The sequence below is a fragment of the Streptomyces adustus genome, from assembly GCF_009377175.1.
Classification (GTDB): Bacteria; Actinomycetota; Actinomycetes; order Streptomycetales; family Streptomycetaceae; genus Streptomyces; species Streptomyces adustus.
Window position 1 is genome coordinate 1 of sequence record NZ_VJZD01000028.1, and the last position, 24340, is coordinate 24340.

Consider the following 24340-nt stretch of genomic DNA (forward strand, 5'->3'; position numbering starts at 1 on the left):
CAGGCGCATGGGCGGTGCCTTTCTTCGGGGTGGGGGAGTGGTGACGGGCGGTGCTCATACGGGCGTTCCGAGGACCCCGGTGCGGCCGTCCGCTCGTACGGGCGTGCCGTCGACGACGACCTCGATGGCGGCGAGCACCTGCGCACAGCGGGTCCGCGCCTCCTCGGCTGTGACGCCGGAGACGATGACGTGACCGTGGCGGCTCTTGGAGTCGCGGACCGCCGGTACGGTGTCGCCCGGGCTCAGCCGAAGGCTCAGCTCGTCGACGTGGGTGAGCCGGGCGGCTGTCTCCAGGCCGCGGATCTCGTCCACGCGGCCCGGCGGGAAGGTGAAGAACCGCACGATGGCCGTCGCCGTCGGCGCGACGGGCTCGGCGGGCCGGCCCGCCAGGGCGGCGAAGACGGCCTGCTCGATGTCGAGTCCGGTGGCCAGCTCGACCAGGCGCGGGATGCGGTCGCCGCCGAGCCGGGCCTGCGACTCGACGATGCGCGGACCGCGCTCGGTCCAGATCACTTCGGTGTGCGCGGGGCCGAACCGGTAGTCGCACGCAGTGAGGAACCGTGTGGTGAGTTCCTCGACGGCACGCCGACGCTGCGCCGGCAGCGGCGCCGGGTGGACGTGCCCCACCTCCACGAACAGCGGCGGGGGTCCCAGCAGTTTCTCGGTGATGCCGACGATCTGGTGGCGGCCGTCCCTGCTCAGTGTCTCCACGCTGTACTCGGGACCGCGCAGATACTCCTCGACCAGGAACGGGCCGTCGTAGCCGTACTGGTCGACGAGCGCGGTCCAGGCCGTCAGGTCCTGCGGCTGCTGCCACAGGAACACGCCCCGGCTGCCGGCGAGCGCGGACGGTTTGACGACGGCCGGGTAGCCGATGCGCTCGACGGCGTCCGCCACCTCCTGCCGGGTCGGTGCGGCCTCGAAGGCCACCGGTGACAGCCCGCGCCGGGCGAGCAGGTCCCGCATGGCGTGCTTGTCGGCCAGCAGTTGGATCGCCGCGGCCGGGTTGAGTTCGCCGCCCAGGTCCTCGGCCGCCTCGTAGGCGGCGACCATCGTCTCCTCCCGGCCTATGTGGTAGATCAACGTCGCCCGGTGCTCTCGGGCCACCTCGTGCAGCGTGCGGCGCAGCACCCGCGGATCCCGGAAGTCGGCTGTCACGAACAGGTCCGCCCGTGCGCGTACGTCGTCGAGGTACTCCGGTGTCTCCAGGCGGGGGTCCCAGATCGCGCCGACCCAGAATCCCTCGGCCTGTGCCTTGCTCACGAACTGGCGGTAGGGCATCACCATCAGCAGGCGGGGCCGGTCGTCGGCCGGCGCGGGCGTCGTCACCGGGCGCCGCCCTCGGATGCGGATCCGGCCGCGACCGGCTCCGCGACCGGATCCGTCACCGGCTCGGCCTCACGGCCGAGGAGGCTCAGGTAGCGTTCGCCGGTGTCGGGCAGCAGGGTCACGATGCGCCGGCCCCGGTACTCCGGCCGGGAGGCCAGGACGCCGGAGGCGTGCACGACGGCGCCGGCGGACACACCGACCAACAGGCCGATGCGCTGCGCGAGGCGGCGGGTGGCGTCGAGAGCGTCCGCGTCGGAGACCGCGATCACCTCGTCGATGAGGTTGCGTTCCGTGGTCGGGGCGATGAAGCCGCCGTTGAAGCCGGGGATGGTGTGCGTGCCGGGTTCGCCGCCGGACAGCAGGGGCGAGCCCGCCGGTTCCACCGCCACGATCCGGACCGCGGGGTGGCTCTCGCGCAGGTAGCGTCCGGCCCCGCTGAGGGTGCCGCCGGTGCCCACTCCGCACACGAACACGTCGATCCGCCCGTCGGCGTCGCTCCAGATCTCCGGGCCGGTCGTCTCGTAGTGCGCCTGGGTGTTGTCCGGGTTCTCGTGCTGGCAGCAGAACCACGACCCGGGGGTCAGGCTGTGGAGTTCGGCGGCCCTGTCGACGGCTGCCTGGTAGCCACCGGTGTGCGGAGTGCGTACGACCTCGGCGCCGAGCGACCGCAGGATGGCCACTCGCTCCGGGGTGGCGTTGTCGGGGAGCACGATGACGCAGCGGTAGCCGCGGGCGGCGGCGAGGGCGGCCAGCGAGATGCCGGTATTGCCCGAGGTCGCCTCGATCACGGTGCCTTCACCGGGCGTGAGCAGCCCCTGCTTCTCGGCGCCGCGCAGCATCGACAGCGCGGCCCGGTCCTTGCTGCTGGACCAGGGGTTGAACAGCTCCAGCTTCGCCAGTACCTCGGCGTCGGCCGGGGCACCGGCCACGATGCGGTCCACCGGCAGCCGCAGCAGCGGCGTGCCGCCGATCAGTTCGACCAAGGAGTCCGCGACGGGGCGCCGGGTGACCGGCTCGGTGCGGATGCGGATCTCCTGTACGGCGGCCTCCGCGGTCCGTGCCGCGAGTTCGGCGCTCTCGGCCACCACGAGGACATGTCCGGCGCGGTCGCCGTTGCGGCGCAAATCCCGGATCACGGAGCCCGGTTCGGGCTTGACTACGACCTCCTCGACACCGGGCAGGGCGGCGGCCCGCTCGCGGCCGCCGACCGACACGACGCGGCCGGGCTGCGCGGTCAGATAGCGGATGGCCGCGCCGCCGACCGGCCGCTCGGGCAGCACCCGGGCCGGCAGCGGCTGCCCGAGGTACTGCCGGGCCACCAACTCCAGGGACTTGATGCCCAGAGCGCGGTCGACGAGGTGGGTGATCTTGCCGCCGGCGGGCCGGGGATTGATCTCGATGAGCTTGGGCCCGGACTCGGTCACCTTGATCTCGACATGGGCCATGCCCAGGTCGAAGCCGACCGCCCGCAGTGCTTCCACGGCCAGGTCGCCGCAGGCGCGCACCACCGGCTCGGGCAGGCTGGAGGGGAAGGTGTGGGCCAGCTCGACGAAGTAGCCCTGCCCGGTGAGCGACTTGTCGGTCACCCCGAGCACCTCGTACCGGTCCTTGTCGGCCAGCACCTCCACACTGACCTCGGGGCCGCTCAGATACTCCTCGACCAGCAGCTCGTGGTAGCGGGCCTGGCCGCGGGTGTTCTCCACCCGGGACCGGATCAGAGCGACGTGCTCGGCGGCCTGCGCCGAGGTCTCCACCAGCCGTACGTCGGCGCTGCTGGTCTCGTCGGCCGGCTTCACCACACACGGCAGGCCGATCTCCGTCGCGGCCGCCGCCGCCTCGGCCGGGGTCTGCACGGTGCGGAACGCCGGTATGGCGACGCCGAGTTCGGCGCAGCGGCGGCGCATCAGCGCCTTGTTGCGCGCGGTGGCGACGCCGTCGACGCTGACCGTGGGCAGTCCGAGGTGGACGGCCACCTGGGCGGCCACCACCACGTCGTACTCCGCCAGGGTCAGGAAGGCGTCGAAGGGATGCGCGGCCGCGGCCGCGTGCACGTGCGGCAGAAGCTCCTCGTAGATGTTCGTCTCGCAGTGGACGATCTCGTCGACGTAGGTGTCGAAGTAGGCGGGCCCACCCGGTACGGCCAGGTACCGGTCCAGGTCGCGGGTGAAGAAGGTGACGCGGCAGTCGAGTTCCTTGATGATTTGCAGGCCCTCGAAGCCGGAGCCGGAGAGGTTGCTCTCCACGACACCGACGTGAGTCATCTGTGCCTCCGATGGCGTGCCGGTACGGTGGCCGGCTGGAACGAGAACGATGGACGGGCGGCGGGGTGCGGTGAGCGGTCACCAGCAGCCGGAGGTGGCCAGTGCGCGCAGCAGCCGGTCGGCCTCCTCACGGTCCGCGGGTGACAGTGGTCGGTCTGCCTCCTCGCGGTCCGCCGGTGACAGAGGCCGCACGATCTCGGCCGTGGGGGCCATGACGCGGGCGCCGGACGGGACATCGCCCAGGACGAGCGAGCCTGCGCCGACCAGCGCGTCGTCGCCGATGGTGACCGGACCCAGCACGATGGCGTTGGTGCCGAGGACGACCCGGTCGCCGACGACCGGATGCCTGCGGGCACCGGGGTCGCGGTGCCCGTCCCGCCACCAGCCGACGGCGCCCAGGGTGACCTGGTGGAAGATCGTGACGTCCTCGCCGACCCGGGCGGTCTCCCCGATGACCACCGCGGCCCCGTGGTCGATGAACACGCGCCGGCCCAGGGTGGCGCCCGGATGGATCTCGATGCCGCCGGTCACCGCGCGGGCCAGGTAGGCCAGGATCCGGGCGAGCTGGCGGTGTCCGCGGGTGTACAGGGCATGTGCCAGCCGGTGGGTCCACAGCGCGGGCAGCGCGGGATGCAGCAGCGCCTCCGCACGGGTGCGGATCGAGGGGTCCCGCTCGACGATCACGGAGAGGTCTTCCCTCGCCCTGGTGATCACCTTGCGCATGCGGTCCTCCGTGAAGTCATGTCCTGGTCCTTCGTCGGCACGTCGAACTCGGACGCGGCTGTCAGTAGTTCGGGGATTTGACGAGGGTTCCGGCGCTGTTCGTGATCTCGGGTATGTAGACCCGCTCGGTCCAGACGTCCTGGGCCACCGGTTCGAGGGCGATCGACACGGCGCCCTCGTCGACCGAGAACGCGGTCCGTACCGCGCTGGTGATCGCGTCGACGAGGGCCGAGATCTGGTCGGCTTCGAGGACGTTCGGGAAATGCTTGATGCTGACGTGGGGCACTCCGATGGCCTTTCTGGGCAGTCGTGCGGCCTGGATCGCGGCGACGAGTTCGGCGATGCCGTTCGCGCGCAGCAGTTCGTAGTGGTCGGCCTTGAGCCGGTTGACGGTGGGGGGAGTGGCCGACAGCGGGGGCCCGGAGTCGAGGTAGGAGTCCAGGTCACCCTCGGCCCGCAACACCGTGATCGGCGCCGCGACGCTGCGTTCGGCCAGTTCGTGGGGGGCGTACTCGAAGAGGAAGGTCTGGCGCACCACGCCGACGATCCTGCGCACCAGGTCACGCTCCAGGTGCTCGAACCGGCCGCAGACGAACGCGATGAAGGACTCTTCGTCGTGGGTGGCGGCCAGACACGCCTCGACGGCCGACCTCTCGAGGTTTCCGGCGAAGACCGAATAGAGGATCGCGACGAAGGTGCTGTCGGTGAAGCTGACGGCGGCCCCGGCGGGCGTCGCGTCACGGCCTTCGACGGGCGGCTTGCCCGGCGCGATCAGGATCACCTCGTCGACCCGCTCGCCCGCGCGCTCCAGCCGATGGGCCGCCTCGAACGCCACCCGGGCCCCGAAGGAGTACCCCCACAGCGTGTACGGGCCGACCGGCTGGACCTGCCGCAGGAGTTCGATGTCCTTGGCGACCATCTCGTCGAACGTCGGATACGCGCTCTCGCCCGGGTTGATGCCGTACGCCTGCACCCCGAGGAACGGCCGCTCCAGTGCCAGCCGGCCGGCCAGCAACCGCAGGCTCATCGGATAGCCGCCCAGGCCGGGCCAGCAGAAGACCGGCCGCCCGCCGTCCCCGGCCCGCAGGCGCACCAGCCGGGGCAGTTCGGTCGCGGGCTCGCGGTCGACGCGCCGGGCCAGCTCCGCGATGGTCGGCGAGTCGAACAGCACCTGCAACGGCAGGGAACTGCCGAGCTCCCGGTTGATCCGGCCGACCAGGTTGACCGCGGTCAGTGAATGGCCCCCGGCGGCGAAGAAGTTGTCCCTGATCGAGACCCGCTCCTGGCGCAGCACGGTGCGCCACAGCGCGGCGATGGCCTCCTCGGTGGGCGTACGCGGTGGGACGACGGGTGCCTCGCCGTCGTCCACGGCGGCCTTGTCCAGCTCGCGCAGCGCCTGGTGGTCGATCTTGCCGTTCGGCGTGAGCGGGAAGGAGTCCAGCACGGTGACCCGGTTGGGCACCATGTACGGAGGCAGCGCCGCGGCGAGGTGGTCCTTGAGGATCTCGGCCGGCCCGCGCATGTGGACGGAGTCCTCCTTCATGCCTTCGCTGAGCCGCTGTTCGGCGCTGATGCGACCGCCGACGGCGAAGTAGGACGCCGCGTCCCGGCCGTGGCCGGCGATGTCCGCGATGCGCCGGGCGGACGGCAGCGGGTTGCCGGTCTCGGAGCTGTAGCCGGAGGACATCAGCCCCAGGTGGCGGCTGTTCATCTGAAGTCGTTGCAGTTCCCGGCCGAGGTCGACATACCGCTGCCAGGGCTGCGCCGCCCGACCGATGATGCTGACCCCGAAGCTCGCGCGGTCGTACACCTCCTGGTTGATGGCGATGACGTCGCGCTTGCGGACCAACTCAGCCGACACACGCACCAGTTCGCCGTCGTCATAGAGGTACTGGCCGCCCTCCAGGTCGGCGATCCGGTCGGGGTGGGCCTGCACATACAGGTCGACCGGGCTGTCGACGGCAGGGGCGGCAGCCGTCTCCACCTCGTAGGTGGCCAGGTAGTAGTCCTCGTCCGGGCAGCGCAGCACGTCCTTGACCCCGGGCACTCCCGGGCGGGCGTTGATGCGCAGTCCGTACCGGGGCAGGACGTGGTCGAACAGGCCGACCATGTGGCCGGCTTCGAACTGGAGGACTTCCTGGATGTTGTTGCGGTAGACCGGCTCGATGGCCGACCGGCGCCCGATGAAGTGGACGCGCAGCCTCGGCCGGCCGACGGGAGCGGGGCTGATCAGCACGAGTCGGTGGCTGATGGGGTGGTGGTAGTAGTAGCCCGGTTCCAGTCCCGCGATGCCGGACAGCTCCAGGTACAGCTGGGTGGCGTACAGCGAACCGGGGGAGGCGTACCCGTACTTGGCCAGCAGCCGTTCGCTGCTGGGGAACTGCCCGAAGTAGCGCAGCAGGGAGCCGAGTTCGGGCAGCGTCAGGGTGTCCGGGGTCCGGGGCGAGACCGGCGCCCTGTTCGGGCGGGCGAGCAGGTCCAGGACGTCGGTCCGGGTGACCGCGCCGCCTTCGTAGAAGCGGTACGTCTTGCGGGCGAACACCGTGCGTCGCTGCCGGGCCGTCGCCGAACGTCCGGGCAGCTCGACGACGGCTGCCCCCTCCTCGGCACGAACCCCCAGATTCGCCAACTGCGCCTTGAGCTGCACCCTGCTCTGCTTCGACTGGTGGTGGGCGCCGTGGTTGCCCTGGTCCATCAGCGCGGCCCGCTGGGGGTCGAGCTCGATGAAGGCGATGAGGTTGGCGCCGACCCGGGGGTCCTCCCGGACCAGCACGGCGGCGCGCTTGACCCAGTCGTGCTTCTCGACGGACACCTTGATCTCGTCCAGCTCGACCCGGAAACCGCGCAGCTTGACCTGGCTGTCGGTACGGCCGAGGAACTGTACGGTGCCGTCGTCGTTCCACCGGGCCAGATCGCCGGTGCGGTACAGGCGCGCGGAATCGGGATCGGTGGAGAACGGGTTGGCGATGAAGCGTTCGACGGTCAGCTCGGGATTGTTCAGGTACCCGCGGGCGAGTTGGCGTCCCGCGATGTGCAGTTCACCCGATGCGCCGGGCGCGACGGGCCGGCGTGCGGCGTCGAGGATGTGGAAGCTCATCCCGTGCACGGGCCGGCCGATGGAGATGTGGTCGGGGCCGCGGTGGACGGTGGCGCGGTCCACGGTGTGGGCCGACGCGTTGATCGTGCACTCGCTCGGGCCGTACAGGTTGACCAGTTCCAAGTCCGGCAGCGCGTCGAGCAGTTCGATGGCCAGGGTCCTGGTGAGCGCCTCGCCGCCGCTGAAGACGTGGGTGAGCGAAGTACAGTCGGCCAGCCGCCCCGTGTCGACGAGCGCCTGGAGAAGCGTCGGCACCCCCTGAAGGGTGGTGACCTCGTTCGCGACGATCAGGTCGATGAGCCCGCCGGGATCGGCGTAACGGCCCGGTTCGCTCACCACCACGCTGCTGCCGCAGGCCGGAGCGAGGATCTCCCACTGGGCGGCGTCGAAACTCAGCGGCGTCTTCTGCAACACCGTCCTGCGCTCGTCCAGACCCTGCTCGTCGGCCAGCCAGCGCATCTGACTGACGATGCTGCGGTGTTCGATGCCGATGCCTTTGGGCTTGCCCGTGCTCCCCGAGGTGTAGATGACGTAGGCGAGATCGTGGCCCCGCGTGGCCGTGGGGGCGTACGGGGGCCCAAATATCCTGCCTGGTCCGGCTTTTGCCGAGGATTGGGTGAGGGTCTGGGTCTGGGCGACGGTGACGATCCGCGTTCCCGGTGGCGTCATCGCGGCCAGTCGGGAGGCTAAGGACTCCTCCGTCACAATGACCTCGGTCCGCGAATCCGCGATCATGTAGCGGATCCGTTCGTCCGGGTACTCCGGTGACAGCGGCAGGTAGGGGGCACCCGAGTGCAGGACGCCCCAGACGCTCACCACGAGGTCGACGGACGGCTCCACAAAGATGCCGACGGGGACATCTGCCGGCACCCCGAGTCGCCGCAGGTGGCTGGCAACGTTCTCGCTGCGCTCACTGAGCTGCTGAAACGTCAGCCGCTGAGTGCCGCAGGAGACGGCCGTCCGGTCGGGCTGGGCGACGGTGGCCGCGCGCAGCATGTCTGACAGGGAAAATTCCTCGGACCCCGTTAGTTTCGCCATCATCCTTCGAACCTAGAATTCGTCAAGTTGAGTCGACGCGCGTAACTGGCCAGCGAAATCAGGCATGAGAAAAGCGCGATCGATGATGGGCTTCATCAAGGCTGGAAGCAGCCGGAAGACCTGAGTCTTCCGTACGAGCGGCCACCGAAAGACGTGCCGAAACCGTGCGGTTCCAGGCCGGCGCTCAGGGCCTTTCCGGACATCGGAGCCACGGGGTCAGCGCTCGCTCAAAGGACCGTACCGACATGCCTTTTACGCCTCCCCCGAATCCATCCGTACGGCTGCGACGACCCTGCACCTTCCCCCCTGGGAGGTGTTGCTCTGGTCGGAACAAGTCAATCGTCTGCGTGGTGAATCGGAACGTACACGACGGAGATGACCGACGCGACATCGAGAAATGGGTCGCCCTGCCCCCTGTGGGCGCATTTGTCTCCGCCGCACTCTCGGCCATCCCGGCCCGGCTGATGCGTTGCGAGATGCAAATAGGGAGACGGCGCTCCGGTTTTCTGCTACTAACGTGGCGCTGGCGCAGAAGGTAGGGCACTTCATTCCGTCGATATCGCAGCAGCCTGATCCGGGGAGGCCGAAGAGAATCGGCCAGGAGGCTCGGGGGAGCGTGCATGGTTCCGGCCGTCTGCGGCAGTGAATGCGCCGTACAGCTATTTCTGAGTGGCTGTCGGCGGACGACGGCGGGGCCGTAAAAGAGCGTTCACGAAGCTGCAACGGATGGCGCTACCGGATTACTTGGCACCGTTTCATCGGGGGCTTCGGCGTATCCGTGGGACGTCGAGCTCGCGGCTGCGCGGGCTCCAGGCGTACTGGCTGCCGGCGACGGCCGCACTCGCGCCGGTCCTGGCAACCGCGAGGCTGACCGCCGTGCCTGCGCGCCCCTTTCCGCCCTGCCGGCGGCCTCTGAAAATGGGCGTACTGAGCCACGTGATGTCAACGGGACTGTCAGTCAACGGGATTGTCCAGGCCCCCGGCGGTGCACCGCTGCTGTGCGGTTGGCGTACCGTCAACGCATTGCATGTGTAGGCGGGTCGGCTGCGCGAGCCGGGGGAGGACGGTACCGGAGATGACTACGAGCGAGGTCGACTGGACAGCACGGGCAGTGTGCCGCTCCGCCGATCCCGACGAGCTCTTCGTCGAAGGCGCAGCGCAGAACAGGGCGAAGGCGGTCTGCAGCGCTTGCCCGGTACGCACGGAGTGTCTTGCTCACGCCCTGGACAACCGTATCGAGCACGGTGTCTGGGGAGGCATGACGGAACGTGAGAGGCGCAGCCTCCTGCGGCGACGTCCGACCGTGACCTCCTGGCGAGGCCTGCTGGAGGCCGCACGCGCGGAACACAGGCGCAACAGCGGACAGTGCGAAACCGAACACCGGCTCGACGAGACCGGGTAGTCGTCGTCATCCGTGCCGCCGGTCCAGGCGGCGCGGATGGCGTCCACTGGCCTGCGGATCTCCGCCATGCGGCCCTTCGCGGCGGTGGCCGTCGCGCGCCCTTACTTGCAGAAGGCGAGCCCTCCGGCCCGGTCAGGCGGGGGTGAAAGCCTCCTCGGGGGCGTCGTCGAGGACGAATCCGTTGTCGAGGCGGACACGGACCGTGACGCGGAGCATCTGTCGCTGGTAGGCGACCCATGGCTCTTCCAGGGCCTCCACCTGCTCCTCCAATTGCTTTCTGCTCGCCGGCGGCATCTGGTGGCCGAAGTCTTCGAGGAGCGACTTGAGGCGCAGGTACTCACGCACCTCCTGGCTCTGCTGCCGGTGATGCTCGTCCACACGCTCGACAGTGCCCTCGATGCCGGCAGCCAGGGCCACGGAAGCGGCGAAGACACCCGCCTCCTCCGGGAGTTCCCCGGCCGGCGTCACCGACCCGGCCAACCGCAGATCCATCGCCAGCCGCACCCGTTCGCCCACGTTCAGCGTCATCGATCCTTCGTCCTCCTCGTCGGTCACCGGCGATCCGGTACGTGGGGCATGGACAGGCGTACCGGAGAGGGCAAGATCATCCCACCCTCGACGGCACGATCTCCCGGACGGCCCGCGATTTCGCCCCGCAGCCGACGCCTTCACCCGGTTGACCGGCGCCCGGGACCGGGGCCTCGGACGTCGACAAGATCCTCGCCGCAGTTCCGCAGAGGGGGACGGCGGTGGTCTCAGGTCCCTCCTGTCGACGAGAGGGCTGTGTGGTGCCCGGCACGCAGCCGGGTCGGCGTCCGTCGGCCGCGCTCGATCAGCTCGGGATCGCTGTGGGCGGTGCCGTAGGCGATCCCGCTCACCGCGTCGAGGGCCATGTCGATGGTCATCCGGGCCTCCTCGGTTGCGGTCAGACGTCTGCCGTATCCGGACAGGAATGCTTCGAACAGGTCGGGGCGGCCGTCCCAGGCGTCGGAGAGGCGGACCAGATCGCGCACGGCAGGCCCCGGCTCACCGCGTTCGAAGTCGATCACGACCAGGACGTCTTCGGCCCCGTGGCGGTCTCGCGGCGCAGGATCAGATGGACGTCCACCGGCTCGGTGTGCCGCTGTCCGCCGCTCATCGTGCACCGCCCGGACGCCCGGCGAGCAGGACCGTGCACAGGGCCTCCGCTGCCCGCGGTCCGTCGACCGCGGGCGGATCCGGGACGGACGTGGGTGGGCAGGTCACGTGGATGCTCCCTCGTGGAGTGGGCGGGGGAGGGGAAGGTGCCAGGACAGACGACCGCACGCCGATACGGCCCGCTGGCGACCGTCCGGCTCGAAGAGGAGACGGTAGCGGCCGGGACTGCCGGCCGCCCGCCATCGGATGGCCAGGTCCTGGAGTTCCTTCCAGATGTCGCGCGGACCGTGGACGGTGACGTCCCAGCGAGAGCGCCCGACCGGCTCCACCCGGAGCCACGACCCGCAGCCGGGGGCGCCGATGGAGAGGGGCTCGGCGCCGAAGTCGCGCACCAGCCCGCCGAGGAGGTGGTCCGCTGCCAGCCACAGGCCGCGGTCGGTGTCCGCGGGCGGCGCCAGCATGCTTCGCTGGGTCCAGCTGCCCTGCTCGTCGGCGATGCGCTGCCTGAACTCCTCGTCGAGCCGGATCCGTTGCATGCCGTGCCCCGCCCGGTGGGCGAACTCCACAGCCCGCAGCTCCGCCGTGACCTGCCCGTCGGCGGTGCGCTCGACGACGGCGAGGGCGGGCCACGACGGGGACGCGCTGGTGATGTGCGCCAGCAGCCGGCCCCCGGGGGCAAGCTGCTCGACGAGCGCCGCCGGCACGCGCTGCATCGCGTACGACACGAAGATGCGGTCGAACGGCGCCCGCGCCGGACACCCCTCGTCCCCGGACCCGCACACCACGCCCGGCCGCAGGCCCAGGTCGGCCAGCCGGACGGCGGCCGCGTCGGTGAGGTGCCGGTCCCGGTCGAGGGTGACCACCCCCTGGTCACCGCAGATCCGACAGGCCACCGCGGCGGTCACCCCCGCGCCCGTCCCGACGTCCAGCACCCGTTGACCTGCGCGCAGCTCCAACTCCTGCAACAGCGAGGCGGTCAGGCCCACCACCGTCGACATCGACGTGATCGACGCCCCCGACCGCGTCCCGCGCCCCCGGCCAAGCAGCGCCTCCCCGTCGTGCTGGACGAGCACACTGGCCCCGCCGTACAGCAGCCCGAGCAGCTCGGGGCGGTCCTGTGGCACCGACCAGTCCAACAGCTCCCACCGCGGCGGCTCCTCACCCGGGGCGCCGCGTCGTACGTACGCCTGCGGCATCAGCACCTCGCGGGGCAGCGTCAGCAGCGCGTCGCGCACCGGCCCGGGCCGCAGCCCGTCGTTCCGTTCCAGCTCGGCGACCATCGCCGCCCGCGCGGCGGCCGGATCCACCTCGGCGCCCGAAGGCGGGTCGTCGTCGGCCGGCCGTCCCGCTCGGCCCGGTGTCCGGCCGGCCGTGGGCGGACTCGCGTCCAGGGTGCTCATCGCTCGTCCCAGCCCATCTGCGAGTACAGGCGCCCGGCGAGCACCCCGTCGATCGCCTGACGGGTGTAGGGCACGACGGCGGCCGGGAGATCCTTGGGATTCCACCATCGCCACTCCACGCACCGGTCGGGCTCCAGTACGGCCGGGGTGCCGGTCCACGAGCGCGCCCGGAAGACGAGGCTGATACGCGGACGGGCCGTCGGCGAGTCCACGAGGTGGACGAGGTGTACGAGTTCCACGTCGCCCGGGTCGATGATCAGCCCGGCCTCCTCCCGGGCCTCCCTGAGCAGGCAGTTGATCGCCTCCTCCCGCTCGCAGTGCCCGGCCAGGAAGTGCCAAGTGCTGCCCGCGTACGCCGAGTCGGGGTGGCGCAGGCCGAGGAGGATCCGGCCGTGGTTGTCCTCCAGGTAGAGGTGGACCCCGATGATGTGGAGCTCGGTCCCCTCCGGCGCCTCGTCGCGCAGCAGCCGCGTCGTGGCGGGCGGGCCGTCGGCGGGGGCATGCTCGGCCGCGTGCCGGCGGATCAGGTCAGCGAGACCGGGACTGAGGCGCAGTTGCTCCAGTGCGTCCGGGGCGAACCACCGCAGCAGCACCCCCTCTCGTAGATCCACCGTCTCCGGATCACCGTTCCAGCGGCCCTCGAAGACCTGGATCGGCACCGCGAAGCCGTCGGTACTCGTCGCTTCCTCCAGGGCGTACGGCGTCAGGGCGTCGACCTTCAGACCCGGGACCTCTTCGGCGAGCTCCCGCCGCAGGGTCGCCTCCAGACTGGTGTCCTGCATCGTGCGGCCGCCCCCGAGGAGAGCGAACCTGTCGGGGGCCCAGATGCCTGCACGCTGGTCCCGCAGGTGCAGCAGGTATCTGCCGTGGCCGTCGTGGATCAGAGCGGAGGCGTTGACGGGCTCCGGCCGCCCGTCGAGGCCCTGGGCCCGGGCGTCCAGGAGCTTGGCGTGCAAGGTCGGGGACCTGACGTCGGCGAGGTCGAGCCACCGGGCGTCGGTGACCTCCGCGTGCCGCAACCTGAGCTGCGGATGCCGCTCGGGCACGAGGTGGAAGACGAAGCGGAAGTCAAAATGCCGGTGTTCGCCTTCACCTCTGGCGGGGTCGGCGTGGATGTCGTGGACGTCGATGTCGATCGGAGCGCCGAGGAACTGCGGAGTCAGGCACAGGTCGCCCGCCCTGATGCCGGTCTCCTCGCACACTTCGCGCAGGGCCGCGGCCAGGAGGGTCCGGTCGTCCTCGACGTGGCCGCCCGGGGCGAGGAGCAGTCCCGTGACCTTGTGGCCGATGTGCAGGACGCGCTGTTCACGGTCGACGACCGCCGCGCTGCACGTGACGTGGCCGGGGAGCGTGGCACGGTCGGTCGGGTCGGCGGGGCCGTCCAGCAGGGACAGCAGCCCGGCGAGGGACTCCCGCTCGTGCGGATGCCGGGCCAGGTAGGCCTCGGTGGTCGTGCGGATGTGGGAACGGGTGAGCGGCACGTCATCACCTCGGGATTGTGTCGTCAACGCCGTACCTGCTCACGCCGGGCCGCCGTTCGATTCCGGGAGGCTGCTGCAAGGGGGCAGGGGCGAGACGCATGGCGTGTCCTCCGTCTGGGCAGCGGTGTGGCACTGATGCTCTGAAAACGCGGCCCACCAGGTCCCGTCACGGTCCGATCGAAGGGCAATCGATGAACGGGAGTTCTATTCTCGCGGGCAGGGCGCTCGGACTCAGGGCGCTCCGAGGTGGACTTCGCGGCCGAGGCGGTCGCCGGAGGACCGCGCAGCCGCGGTTACCCCGCGCGGCGACCCATGAACTTGGTCGGCGTTGGCGCACTTGGTGTCCCGGCTTGGGAAACTGCGAGCATTCGGGAGGTGGTTCGGATGGACGTCCCTCGGTTCCGCGGTTCTACCTGTAACGCTCGGGGAAGTCGCGGTGGTCCTGGTAAGGGAGCGCGAGGTCGAGCAGATCGTCGCACGGCCAGAGGTCGCCGTCGAACTGGCAGTCATCACGGTTGGCCCAGGGACGCTCGGGGTCGCCTTCGGCGGAACTCAGCGCATGACGGTTCAACACGCGTCGCTTGGCCTCGACTTCGCGCAGCACGCGAGCGGGGTCATGCCGGGCCACGTGCCGCGCGACGGCGGGATGGAAACCTGCGAGGCTGACCTGGCAGAAATCGACGGTGTCCCCAGAGGCGACCCACTCTCCGCAACACCCGGCCCCGTCGCAGCGTCGGGCCAGGTCGGCCTCTTCGTCCAAGCGAGCATTGAGGAACACCACCAGGTCGTTGTCCATGAGGGCATCCTCGACCATCGACCGGGCGCCGGCACTTGGTTTGCGGCGGTCGCTCGCCTTCGGGGCTCGGACCACAGCACTTCCAACTGTCGTAGTGGAGTGGTGGAGCGCGTGCAGGGGAGTTCACCTGCGTTCCCGGCGGCTGCTGATCCCGCACCCTGGCGCGGTAGTCGTGCAGAGCTACGGCCACCAGGGGTAGTCAGCCTGGCAGATGCCATTCGTCGAGGCGGATCTTCACCTGGAGGTTGTGGTCCGCGTGCCAGATCACCTCACCGACGACGGTGGCACCCAAGGCAGGCAGTTCCATGGGATGAGGCATAGCGGTGATCTCGGCAAGGCCGACTGCATTCGGCACGCCGTCGAGGAGGAGGAAGACGCCGAACGGTCGTCGGCCGATGACGCGTCCGCTGACGCGAGACCCAAGGGGTAGTGCGGAGACGGTTGCCGGCCAGCTCTGCTCTCTGTCATCCGGGGTCGGCATCAGGGAGCGGTCCGGCCAACTGAACTCGGGCATTGGCCAATCATGGCTGGAGCGGCGGGTGTTGTCGACAGGAGGTCGCCGGTCGTGACGGCGACTACCCGCTTCGGCCCCGTCGTCTGGACGGCCCTGAGCGGCGCCGAATGAGACGGATGCCGGCGTCCGGCCGGTGCGGGTGCGGTCGGCCTACAGGCCGCGAAGTGCGTCGTAAAAGTTCCCGTAGACGCTCCAGCAGGTGACGCTGCCGTCGTCGTTCAGGCTGCCCATGTACCAGTCTTCGTCGTTGACGGCTTTCACCAGACAGAGGTCATGGAATCCCAAGACGATCTCGGGACGGAGCCGCCCGCTTTGTACCGGCCAGCCCGTTACGACGCGAGCCGTGTGGAGGGGACGGGCCTCCCGGTCGCCGGAGACCCTGCGGATCTCCTCCAGGGTCCAACCTGGCGGTAGCTGACTGCTTGCCATCCAAGCATGATGACAGCCGCACTCGACCGGGTGCGGCACTGGGCCTGGTGGAGGCTCTCTGCCATCGTCCGGGGAGGGCTTCGAGCGGTCGCGGTGCCATGCGTCTGGCACGGCCCCGGACGCGACGAAGGGCCGGCCTGGGAGGCTGACCTCCCGAGCCGGCCCTTCGGCCGGTGCCCCCGGCCGGATTCGAACCTGCGGCACTTGCGACACCGGCACGCAGGGGGCCGCTGTCACCACTCGTCGTGGTCGTTGATCACCAGGAAGCTGCCCGCGACACCATCGTCACCGAACATGCTCCCGGGGTCGGTACGGGGCACACTGCCAGAGGTCTCGCCGTGGGGACCCACGATGGCGACCGGAGAGCCGCTACAGCTGAAGCCTCGGAAGACCGCGACGGTCTGCCGGCTGTCATTGAAAATGCTGAAGCCGCCGGAGCTGGCCGCAGTGATGCAGCCATCGGCGAAGGCGGAGTACGTACGTTCGTTGAAGTAGATCCTTCCGCCGTCCTTGCGACCGTGGTCGCGTCCGCCCTCGTCGTGGCCCTCGTTCCTCTCCCCGCCCGTGTTCCTGTCGCCCGAGGGAGCCGAGACTGGAGCGGCTCGGTGCACAGGCTGGGCTGCTCGGTGTACAGGTCGGGACACTCGGTGGACGGACTGGGAGGCCGGGGTGGATGCCACGGTCGGGGCATAGGTGATGCCGGCGGCTACAAGGGCGGTCGCGCCTATTCCGGTGCCGACCACGGCAAAGGTGAGCGGGGGCATGTCATTTCTCTCTGTCGGACGGACGTCGGCCGGGCAACCGAACTGCGATGAACGTACCGACAGCTCTCATGACTGGCATTTCGGACGTATCCCTGGTGTGATGCCATGAGCCCAATCGGGTACCAGCGGTTCAGGAGCCGTTGCATCGCCCAAGGCCACGGACCAAGATCGGACGCGCTCACCGGCGGACGGGGATCTCGTGGACGATCGCGCACAGCGCGGCTGGGACGACGATGTTTGCGGGTTCCACGGGCTGCCCTTTGGACTTGGCCCACGCCGTGCCATCACGAGCGCGAGTAGATCGTCCGATCATTCGGAGCCGCGTCGGCCATGGCCTTCCACCCGGCAGGATGAATGCCATGGACTATCGAAATGCCGTTGCGGCCGATGCTCCGGCCATGGCTGAACTTTTCGCGGCCAATGACTATGACGCGCTTACGGAGCAGGAGCGTGCGAAGCAAGGCTTCGTGCAAGGGGGCCTCGATGCCGACACGCTGCGCTCGATGGCTGAGAACGGGAGCCTGCTCGTCGCGGATGATGACGGGTGCCTGGCCGGCCTGCTCGGGCTGGCCTCCTCGGAGGACATGCCCAGTCCGCCCCCGCCTGTCCAGGCACTGCTGGATGCGCAGGATTCCCTGGAGTGGCAAGGACGACCGCTCCGTTCCGCATCCTTCCTCTTGTACGGGCCCGTGGTGGTCGCCGCCGCCTACCGTGGGAAGGGAGTGGCCCGGGGACTGTTCACTGCGGCACTTCAGGCAGCCTCAGGACGAGCCGATGTGATGGTCGCCTTCATCGAACTGGCCAATCAGGCGTCCTGGAGTGTTCACGTGGACGGTTTCGGCATGGTCCCCCTGGGAGAGTTCACCCTCGGCGATCGTGCCTACGGTGTCGTAGGCGCATCCACCCGACCGGGAGCGACGCCTGGCACCTGAGCAACCCACCACTATCCCCAGCTCCCAACTTCCGCGACGACTTGAGGACGCCGAGGGGTGCAGCGGGCGTCACGTCGAACCTGTACCTTCACGATCTTCGGTACACCGGCAACACCCTGGTGTCGACCGTCGGCGCCGGCACCCGGGAGTTGATGACCCGCATGTTTCAGAGCAGTTCACGCGCCACGCTGTTCCATCAGCGCATGACCGGTGACCGTGACCGGGACATCGCCGGTCGGCTCGGAACCGTGATCCGTCGGGCGGTCGGGAGGGAGATCCTGACCAGGGTCTGTTGTGCAGGTGCAGCTCACGAGCAGCCATTGGGGCAACGCCTGCGCGGGCCGCTCCATTCGCCACCTGCACCGCAAGAGGGGGGGGTGCCATTGGGCTGCCGACGGTTTCAAGGGGTCGGCATCCCGCCCAGGAGCACGACCGCCACCAGGAACACTGGGATAGCCAAGGCCACGGCCAACCCGGCAACGCAGCCCCATACGGTCAGGCGCATGCTGGTTCTCGCGTAGTCATCATTCTTCGGCACGCTCATATCCAACAGTGAGAGACGCCGACTCTGTAGCCGGGGGATGTGTGCTCCGCGTGGGCTCTAGTGGCACGTATGTGGCACGGCCCCGGACGCGACGAAGGGCCGGCTTGGGGGCGAACCCTCATGAGCCGGCCCTTCGGCCTGTGCCCCCGGCAGGATTCGAACCTGCGGCACGCGCTTGAGGAGTTCGATCCCGTCCGCTCCGGCTGCGGTTGGCGACTGGTGCGACAGACGGGCGGAATCGCCACCGGGCGCTCTCGGCGCCTGTCCTTCGTGGTGGACGCGCTCGTGGCGCTGCTGTGGTGCCGAACAGATGGCCTTGATCGCTCTTCCCCGGCACGTCGCGATTTTGTAGGGTCCGATCATTCGAGACTGGGTCTGGGGGCGTGTGGCCGTTCTTGTGGCTCGAAGTCGTGTCCTTCGTGTGCTCCGAGGCGTGGGCTCGTTCCTGAAGGAATCCCTGGTGGAGCTCGTCGGGGAAGTGGTGCTGAAGGTCATTGCCTGCCTTACTGTGGGAGGTCTGGCTCTGGCGTTCGTCTGGGGTTGGGAGCGCAGCCCGCTCGTCACCGGGGGTTTAGGTGGTGCCCTGCTGGCCTTCCTCGGTTACGGAGGCTGGGAGTTGGTTCGTCCCGCCAGGCCAGGGCGGCGCGGACGACTGGCGGGCGTGGCGGCCGCCACGTTTGCCGTGGCAGCCCTCTTGGTCGCCTACGCCTGGTCCTGCAAGTGCTCCTGATGGTCTCAAGCGCGCGGTCGGCTTCCGGGGGTTCCAGCGCGCACCCCTCTTCCATGGGCGTGGGCGGACACAAGCTGTTCAACCGGGATCGGCTCCGGGGCCGGGGTGGAGTCCGGTGCACCACGCTGAATGGGGTGGAAAGCGATACGGGCGCGGCGGCCGTTGTCAGCAGCCTCGCCTAGTCTCCGGCCGTGAGCATGATCGGTGAGTACCTACGTGTCACGGCTGCTGAGCTTGGCCGAGCGATCCAGAACCCCGACTGGGCGTTGGACTTCGTTGAAGAGGTGCAGGACGCCGAGGAGGAGACCAATCCCGCGCCGGCCGAGGCGCGTCACTTCAGCACGTACAAGACCTGGGACATGCTTCGCTTTCTGCTGGCGCGTGCCGAGTTCCCGGTGAACGTGATCCACGGTGAGGAGCCGTTCGCCGAGGACGAGGACTGGGGATACGGGCCCCCGAGATACCTGCGGCCCGAGCGGGTCCGGCTTGCGGGGAAGGCTCTGCGGTCCACCAGTTACACCCGGCTCGTCACGGGGGTGGATCCGGCTGAGCTGACCAGCGCCGAGGTGTACCCCCTTGGATGGGGTGAGCCTGGCGCGCTGGAGTGGGGCCGTCATTGGTACGACGGGCTCACACAGTTCTTCGAGGCTGCCGCCGAAGCGAATGACGCGGTGATCGTCTGGCTGGACTGACGGGCCAGGACAGCGTGAAGACCGGAGCTTGAGGAGCTCAGGTGATCTATCGGTAATGGTGGAGTTGACCTGCGCTACAGCGACCCAGGAGCTTTCCGCCTGCGGAGTTCAGATCCGCTGTTCCCCGTGGTTTCCCGCACGATCTGGCACGCGTCCGGCACGGTCGGGGCGCCTGTGGGCCACGTTAGTCTCCGATCATGGCTTTGCGACCTGATGAGTTCTACGACCACGCACGCGCGGCCGCGGACGGTGAGCTTCGGCTTCCGTTGGCGCGGATGACCAGCTGGGAGATAAGCCCGTTCGAACCTGAAGGACTTCGCGTTGCGCCGCTGCGTCCGCCCGTTCTGCCTGAGCCGGACCGGCACGGCGAGGATCCGGCGAACTGCGACCCGTGCCGCGCCCGAAACGAAGGCATCTGGTTCGACGAACGCTGGCGACTGACCCGGATCATGGGCGTCGGCGTGCCTTTGGTACTGATGCTGTTCTCCCGAGATCACTACGACATGGCGGATCTGCCCGACGACATGGCTGCCGAACTCGGGGTGCTCACCACTCACATCGTCCGCCATGTGCAGGCCATACCGCATGTCTCCCGAGCCCACGTCTACCGGATCGGGGACGGAGCCGCGCACCTGCACATCTGGTTCTTCGCTCGGCCCGAGGGCCAGGCCCAGCTCTATGGGTCATGGATGCCCGTCTGGGACGACCTTCTGCCGGAGTACCCGGCGGATGTGGCCGATGCGGACGCGGTGGCCGTCGCTGACGCATTGGTCACCTCGTACGGAGGTCGTCGCCAGGCCACCGACGACGAGATGCCCGTCTGAGCCTTCCGAACGATCTCATTCGCCGCTGTACTGAACACCGGTCTAGCTGACCCGTGACACCGATGAGGCCCACAGCTCTGACCAGTTCAGATGCTGTGGGCTTCTGTCATTGCAGGTCGGGGGGCCGGGATCACTTGGCAGGCCCTGACCGGTCTCTACGATGATCCGATGCCCCAGCCCGTCGCAGAGCCGTACTGGAACACCAACGTCGCCCGGCACCCGGGCATCCTCCGGGCTGTTCCGGAGGGGTGCGGCGATGCGCTGGACGTGGGCTGTGGGGACGGGCTGCTGGCCCGGAAGCTTGCCGGGCGGGCGAAACACGTCACCGGGATCGACAAGTCGGCGGAGATGATCGCGCGCGCACGCGAGTTGGCTGCCGGACACCTGCAACTCGCTTTCGTCGAGGGTGATTTCCTCACCGCAGAACTTCCCGGTGCGCAGTACGACTTCGTCTGCTCGGTGACCACGGTCCATCACATGGATTTCGAGGCGGCTCTTCTCCGGATGCGAGAGCTGCTGCGGCCCGGTGGCACGCTGGTGGTGGTCGGTCTGGCCCGCGAGGCGACTGTGACGGAGTGGGCGGCGTTGATCGCGGCTGCCCCGATCGTGCGGATCACGAAGGTGCTGCGTCGCGCAGGTGGCCCACAGGGCATGCCGGTCGCCGACCCGCAGATGAGTTACGGGCAGGTGCGGGCCGTTGCCCGGCGGCTGCTGCCCGGCGTGCGCTACCGCAGGCATGTGCTGCGTCGATACTCGCTGACCTGGGAGAAACCCGCCCGCTGATCCGGCGTCGGTGGCGGTCTTCCCAGCTGGAGCCGCACCCTGGCGTCCGAGATGGGCGGATGGCGTCTCAGGCCCCCAAGCCCCCAAGCCCTCAAGCCGTCGAGTGGGCAGGAGAATGCTCGTGTAGCTCTGCTGACTGTTCGATCGGTGTGGCAAGGGAGTTTCGTTGGACGTGGTGCGCGTCATGGAGTCGCTGGCCGAGCAGGGGGTCACGGTGCTCTTCAAAGCGGACGCCGAGCGCATGCGTGAGGGCGTTCGGCCATGGTCGTTCGTCGCGAGCGGCTCCCCGTTCCACGAGGACCTCCTGGTGCGAACGGACGCTGCCTCGGTGGAAGCGTGCTTGGAGGCCGGCCTTCCCCGGTTGCGCGCGTTCGGCCTGGTCATCCCGGAAACCTCGGCATGAGCAGGGATCAAATGGTGATCCAGCTCCCCGAGGGGTCCTGGTGGGACTGGGACGTGGTGGAGTGGAACGCCGGCCTGCTGCGCCTGGGCTCCGGGTATGACATTTCGTACGCCCATCACCTGGAGCTGGTCTTCGCCGACCCGGTCCTGGTCAGATGTCCGTCCTTCTTCCACGATCCGGTCTTCCGCGCACCGACGCCGGTCGAGATGCAGTCGGTTGCCGACCAGGTCGGAGAGACGCCGCCGGTCGTTGTCGCCTTCGACGCGGATGCCGGCGGCCCGGGTCCGGCTCCCTGTCTGATTGCTGCCGGGCGGGTCGACGTCGTCCGGGGCACTGTCTTCCGTTACTGGCGCGAGCCGGCCGCCGGCGAACGTCTCGCTCCTTGGGTGCAGCCTCCCGTCCCTTGATGAGCCGACCTGCACGGGGCCTGACGGCATACAGCGACAGACCCCGCCGCGCGTATCTGCGGCGCCGCAATATTCGCCGTGTAATCGCCTGGGGCGTCAGCTCGGGCTGAGTGGTGTGCTTTCGTCAGTGTCGAGCTGGTGGTCTGCCCAGATGTAGCTTTCGGGAAGCAGGTTGCTGACGGGAATCGTCCGTAGGCCCTCGTTTGTCGCGACGATGACTTTCAGCGCTGGGAAGTAGTCAAGAAGGACCTGGCGGCAGCGGCCGCACGGGGGCACGACGCCTCGGTCGCGGTCACCCACGGCGACGACGGCGTCCAGTTCGTAGACGCCCTGAGCCGCAGCCGTGCCGATCAGGACCAGCTCTGCGCAGGGGCCTCCGGTGAAGTGGTACGCGTTCACCGCGGTGATGATCCGGCCGTCCCGGGCGCGGGCCGCAGCCGCCATGGTGTGGTTGTCGCCCCGGCAGCGGGTGGCCGCGACGTGTGCCGCTGCCCGGATCAGCTCGTGGTCGACACGGTCGGTCTGCATGGCCATCTTCTCTGCCTTCATCCGGTTTCAGGTGACATGAGCCCTGTACACGACGGCGTGCTCTCACCGGCATACCTAGCACAGCGCCTCCCGACCTGCGCAGAGTGCTGTCGCCGGGGCCGTCCTCGGAGTGCATGGTCTGCTTCTCGGCCGCATGCCAGGCAACTGGCTCGACGGGAAGGTGCGCCAGCCAAGACTCTGGGGAGGGGGCGCTCTGCTGGTGATCGTCAGCCTGAACGCGTATTCACCATCGCTCTTCGTCGTGGGAATAGGCCTCGTCCTGCTGGGACATGTTGTGAAGCCCAGGTGATGAACGGAGGTCGTAGGCCTCCACGGCCGGCAGGAGTGGTGCGTTGATAGGTTGGCTGGATGGAGTGTGCGGTGGGCGAGGTGCCGGTGGCCTACGTCGAGTACGGCGAAGGCAGGCCGGTGCTGGTGCTGCATGGAGCGGGGGTCGACCACCGCGAGGCCGTGGCCTGCTTCGAACCGGCTCTGGCGGTGCGTGACGGCTACCGGCGAATCTATCCGGATCTCCCCGGAATGGGGCGCACGCCGGGACCTGCGTCCCTGCGCAGCGCCAACGACGTCCTCGACGTGCTGCTCGGCTTCGCCGATGAGGTCTCAGGGGCCGACGACATCCTTGTCGTCGGCCACTCGGCCGGTGCCTACTATGCCCAAGGGATCGCAGCTCGACGGCCCGACCGGGTCTCTGGTCTGGCCCTGGTGTGTCCACTGTTCACAGCGGCCCGCGAGGTCCCGGCCCATCACGCGGTGGTCGCGGCAGACGATTTGGGCAGTGAGGAGTTCCGCCGCTATTTCGTGGTGCAGTCGGCGGCGATGCTCGACCGGTATGAGCGGTTCGTAGCCCCGGCGATCCCCCTGGTCGACCAGGCCGCCATGGAGCGGATCGGCGAGCGATGGGAACTCGAAGCGACCGAGGGACCGGCGTACCCGGGTCCGACACTCGTCGTGGCCGGAAGGCAGGACTCCGTCGTCGGGTACGTGGCGGCCGCGGACCTGCTCGACCACTACCCGCGGGCCACCCTGGCAGTGCTGGACGGCGCCGGCCACGCGCTTCCCCACGAGCAGCCGGAGGTCCTGGCAGGACTGATGGACGACTGGCTGGCCAGGGCGGCCCTCGCGGCTGCGTAGGAGTGCGAGGACGCCGAACTTCGTCGTTCATCGGGATGAGTGATGGGCCTGCTCCAGGTTCGACTGGTGGGGGCCGGAGAGCCAGTCTTGATCAAGACGCGCGTCGACCGGTTCCGCCGCTCGTCGCAGCGCGTCGACGTACGCATGATCGGCGGCGAGGCGGGCCGCCACCTCGGAACCCTCGGCCACGGCCCCGTGGCCGGGGACCACGACATCCACGTGCCGGGCGGCCTCACCCAGCCGGTCGAGTGCCTTCTCGTAGGCTCCCACCTGATCGTCCTGGCGAAAGTCGAAGAGCGGGATCAGGACGTCGGAGAGCATGTCGCCGGCGAGCAGGACGCCACGGTCTGCGAGGAGCACCGCGGCGTGGCCGACAGCGTGCGCCTGATGCTCGATGACCTCGCCCGGCACCGGTCCGCCGTCCGCGGGCAGCGCGGTGGCGAGCGCGACCAGGTCGAGGGGGACATCCGAGGCGCTCTCCGCGGCCATCGCCTGCGCCCGCTCCCGGGCTCGACCGGCGAGGTGGGCGGCGGCGGGGGTGGCGTAACGCGGCACGTCGCCGAACCGGGGATGCCAGAGCAGATGGTCCCAGTGGGGATGGGTGGAGAACCCGGCGACCACCGGAATGCCGAGCCGCTCCACATCGTCGGCGAGTTGGTTCAATTCGGAGCCATTGATGCCGGGATCGATCAGGATCAAGCCGTCCTCCCCGCGCACCACGATGGAATTGCTCCAGACCCACTCGCTCTGCCGGACCCAGACGCCGTCGGCCACCTGATTCAGCTTGCCCATGTCCACTCCCGTCGGCTGGTTACGGTGCTGAGACTGGGATCCGCAGCCGAATTCATCGGTCTCGGCGCGCGGTGGGCGCGAGGGTGTGGTTGAGGCGAAGCTCCGCGCACGCCGGTTCGCGCTGACGGCAGTGGTGGCATGGGCGGTAAGGGGAGGCGTTCTGACGGTCGGTGGGTGATCGC

The 24340-nt window shown here is 69.2% G+C and carries 23 protein-coding genes, 1 tRNA gene and 1 pseudogene; 9 read left to right on the forward strand and 16 right to left on the reverse strand.

Annotation, left to right across the window (positions count from 1 at the left end; translation table 11 throughout):
* Positions 1-54: 54 nt before the first annotated feature.
* The 5 genes and pseudogenes from FNH09_RS09755 to FNH09_RS09775 all read right to left on the reverse strand — a co-directional run bounded on the left by FNH09_RS09755 (position 55) and on the right by FNH09_RS09775 (position 8406).
* Complete coding sequence (locus FNH09_RS09755) at positions 55-1329, reverse strand: ATP-grasp domain-containing protein (protein ID WP_152886354.1); 1275 nt, start codon at positions 1327-1329, stop codon at positions 55-57.
* A complete protein-coding gene (locus FNH09_RS48365) occupies positions 1326-2648 on the reverse strand; it encodes a pyridoxal-phosphate dependent enzyme (protein WP_420802748.1) in 1323 nt (440 codons plus the stop codon). The genes FNH09_RS09755 and FNH09_RS48365 overlap by 4 nt, the downstream gene beginning before the upstream one ends.
* Positions 2637-3590, reverse strand: a pseudogene (locus FNH09_RS48370) (ATP-grasp domain-containing protein); the annotation flags it as partial. The gene FNH09_RS48365 and the pseudogene FNH09_RS48370, both read right to left, overlap by 12 nt.
* 78 nt (positions 3591-3668) lie before the next feature.
* Positions 3669-4313, reverse strand: a complete 645-nt coding sequence (epsC, locus tag FNH09_RS09770) for a serine O-acetyltransferase EpsC (protein WP_152886355.1) — start codon at positions 4311-4313, stop codon at positions 3669-3671.
* A gap of 61 nt (positions 4314-4374) precedes the next feature.
* The gene (locus tag FNH09_RS09775) at positions 4375-8406 is read right to left on the reverse strand and encodes an amino acid adenylation domain-containing protein (RefSeq protein ID WP_238426583.1); all 4032 of its coding nucleotides are present in this window, start codon (positions 8404-8406) and stop codon (positions 4375-4377) included.
* Between the two features lie 1117 nt (positions 8407-9523).
* Here FNH09_RS09775 and FNH09_RS09780 point away from each other — a divergent pair.
* Positions 9524-9850, forward strand: a complete 327-nt coding sequence (locus tag FNH09_RS09780; protein ID WP_152886357.1) for a WhiB family transcriptional regulator — start codon at positions 9524-9526, stop codon at positions 9848-9850.
* A gap of 132 nt (positions 9851-9982) precedes the next feature.
* On the opposite strand, the gene FNH09_RS09785 is transcribed toward FNH09_RS09780, so the two are convergent.
* The 8 genes from FNH09_RS09785 to FNH09_RS09825 all read right to left on the reverse strand — a co-directional run bounded on the left by FNH09_RS09785 (position 9983) and on the right by FNH09_RS09825 (position 16371).
* Complete coding sequence (locus FNH09_RS09785; protein ID WP_338017522.1) at positions 9983-10405, reverse strand: hypothetical protein; 423 nt, start codon at positions 10403-10405, stop codon at positions 9983-9985.
* A 200-nt stretch (positions 10406-10605) separates the two neighbouring features.
* Positions 10606-10899 (reverse strand): hypothetical protein, encoded by a 294-nt coding sequence (locus FNH09_RS09790; protein ID WP_238426584.1) that lies wholly within the window; start codon positions 10897-10899, stop codon positions 10606-10608.
* Positions 10900-11091: 192 nt separating this feature from the next.
* On the reverse strand, positions 11092-12387 hold the full coding sequence (locus tag FNH09_RS09800) for a protein-L-isoaspartate O-methyltransferase family protein (RefSeq protein WP_152886359.1): 1296 nt from the start codon (positions 12385-12387) through the stop codon (positions 11092-11094).
* Complete coding sequence (locus tag FNH09_RS09805; RefSeq protein WP_162468331.1) at positions 12384-13868, reverse strand: NUDIX domain-containing protein; 1485 nt, start codon at positions 13866-13868, stop codon at positions 12384-12386. Before FNH09_RS09805 ends, FNH09_RS09800 begins: the two co-directional genes overlap by 4 nt.
* 409 nt (positions 13869-14277) lie before the next feature.
* Positions 14278-14664 carry a DUF6221 family protein gene (locus FNH09_RS09810; RefSeq protein WP_152886361.1) on the reverse strand — a complete coding sequence of 129 codons (387 nt, stop codon included), beginning with the start codon at positions 14662-14664 and terminating at the stop codon, positions 14278-14280.
* 199 nt (positions 14665-14863) lie between these two features.
* Positions 14864-15178, reverse strand: a complete 315-nt coding sequence (locus FNH09_RS47595) for a S1 domain-containing protein (protein WP_152886362.1) — start codon at positions 15176-15178, stop codon at positions 14864-14866.
* Between the two features lie 150 nt (positions 15179-15328).
* The gene (locus tag FNH09_RS09820; RefSeq protein WP_152886363.1) at positions 15329-15607 is read right to left on the reverse strand and encodes a hypothetical protein; all 279 of its coding nucleotides are present in this window, start codon (positions 15605-15607) and stop codon (positions 15329-15331) included.
* Between the two features lie 233 nt (positions 15608-15840).
* On the reverse strand, positions 15841-16371 hold the full coding sequence (locus FNH09_RS09825; RefSeq protein ID WP_152886364.1) for a hypothetical protein: 531 nt from the start codon (positions 16369-16371) through the stop codon (positions 15841-15843).
* 359 nt (positions 16372-16730) lie between these two features.
* Here FNH09_RS09825 and FNH09_RS09830 point away from each other — a divergent pair, with 359 nt between their 5' ends.
* Entirely contained in the window at positions 16731-17303 is a 573-nt protein-coding gene (locus FNH09_RS09830) for a GNAT family N-acetyltransferase (RefSeq protein ID WP_152886400.1), read from the forward strand.
* A gap of 685 nt (positions 17304-17988) precedes the next feature.
* On the opposite strand, the gene FNH09_RS09835 is transcribed toward FNH09_RS09830, so the two are convergent.
* Positions 17989-18061, reverse strand: a tRNA-OTHER gene (locus FNH09_RS09835).
* A gap of 219 nt (positions 18062-18280) precedes the next feature.
* Here FNH09_RS09835 and FNH09_RS09840 point away from each other — a divergent pair.
* From FNH09_RS09840 to FNH09_RS09865, 6 genes are all read left to right on the forward strand, one after another.
* A complete protein-coding gene (locus FNH09_RS09840; protein ID WP_152886365.1) occupies positions 18281-18577 on the forward strand; it encodes a hypothetical protein in 297 nt (98 codons plus the stop codon).
* 197 nt (positions 18578-18774) lie between these two features.
* Positions 18775-19269: a YfbM family protein gene (locus FNH09_RS09845; protein WP_152886401.1), complete on the forward strand. Its 495-nt coding sequence runs from the start codon at positions 18775-18777 to the stop codon at positions 19267-19269.
* Between the two features lie 197 nt (positions 19270-19466).
* Complete coding sequence (locus tag FNH09_RS09850; protein ID WP_152886366.1) at positions 19467-20093, forward strand: hypothetical protein; 627 nt, start codon at positions 19467-19469, stop codon at positions 20091-20093.
* Between the two features lie 168 nt (positions 20094-20261).
* Positions 20262-20876: a class I SAM-dependent methyltransferase gene (locus FNH09_RS09855; protein WP_152886367.1), complete on the forward strand. Its 615-nt coding sequence runs from the start codon at positions 20262-20264 to the stop codon at positions 20874-20876.
* Between the two features lie 172 nt (positions 20877-21048).
* Positions 21049-21279, forward strand: coding sequence for a hypothetical protein (locus FNH09_RS09860; RefSeq protein WP_338017526.1), 231 nt, complete (start codon positions 21049-21051; stop codon positions 21277-21279).
* Entirely contained in the window at positions 21276-21686 is a 411-nt protein-coding gene (locus FNH09_RS09865) for a hypothetical protein (RefSeq protein ID WP_152886369.1), read from the forward strand. The genes FNH09_RS09860 and FNH09_RS09865 overlap by 4 nt, the downstream gene beginning before the upstream one ends.
* A 96-nt stretch (positions 21687-21782) precedes the next feature.
* On the opposite strand, the gene FNH09_RS09870 is transcribed toward FNH09_RS09865, so the two are convergent.
* Positions 21783-22220 carry a cytidine/deoxycytidylate deaminase family protein gene (locus tag FNH09_RS09870; RefSeq protein WP_152886370.1) on the reverse strand — a complete coding sequence of 146 codons (438 nt, stop codon included), beginning with the start codon at positions 22218-22220 and terminating at the stop codon, positions 21783-21785.
* Positions 22221-22583: 363 nt separating this feature from the next.
* Between FNH09_RS09870 and FNH09_RS09875 the strand changes: the two genes are divergently transcribed.
* On the forward strand, positions 22584-23366 hold the full coding sequence (locus FNH09_RS09875; protein WP_152886371.1) for an alpha/beta fold hydrolase: 783 nt from the start codon (positions 22584-22586) through the stop codon (positions 23364-23366).
* Positions 23367-23393: 27 nt separating this feature from the next.
* Here FNH09_RS09875 and FNH09_RS09880 read toward each other — a convergent pair whose 3' ends face one another.
* Positions 23394-24158, reverse strand: coding sequence for an MBL fold metallo-hydrolase (locus FNH09_RS09880; RefSeq protein WP_152886402.1), 765 nt, complete (start codon positions 24156-24158; stop codon positions 23394-23396).
* Positions 24159-24340 lie beyond the last annotated feature (182 nt).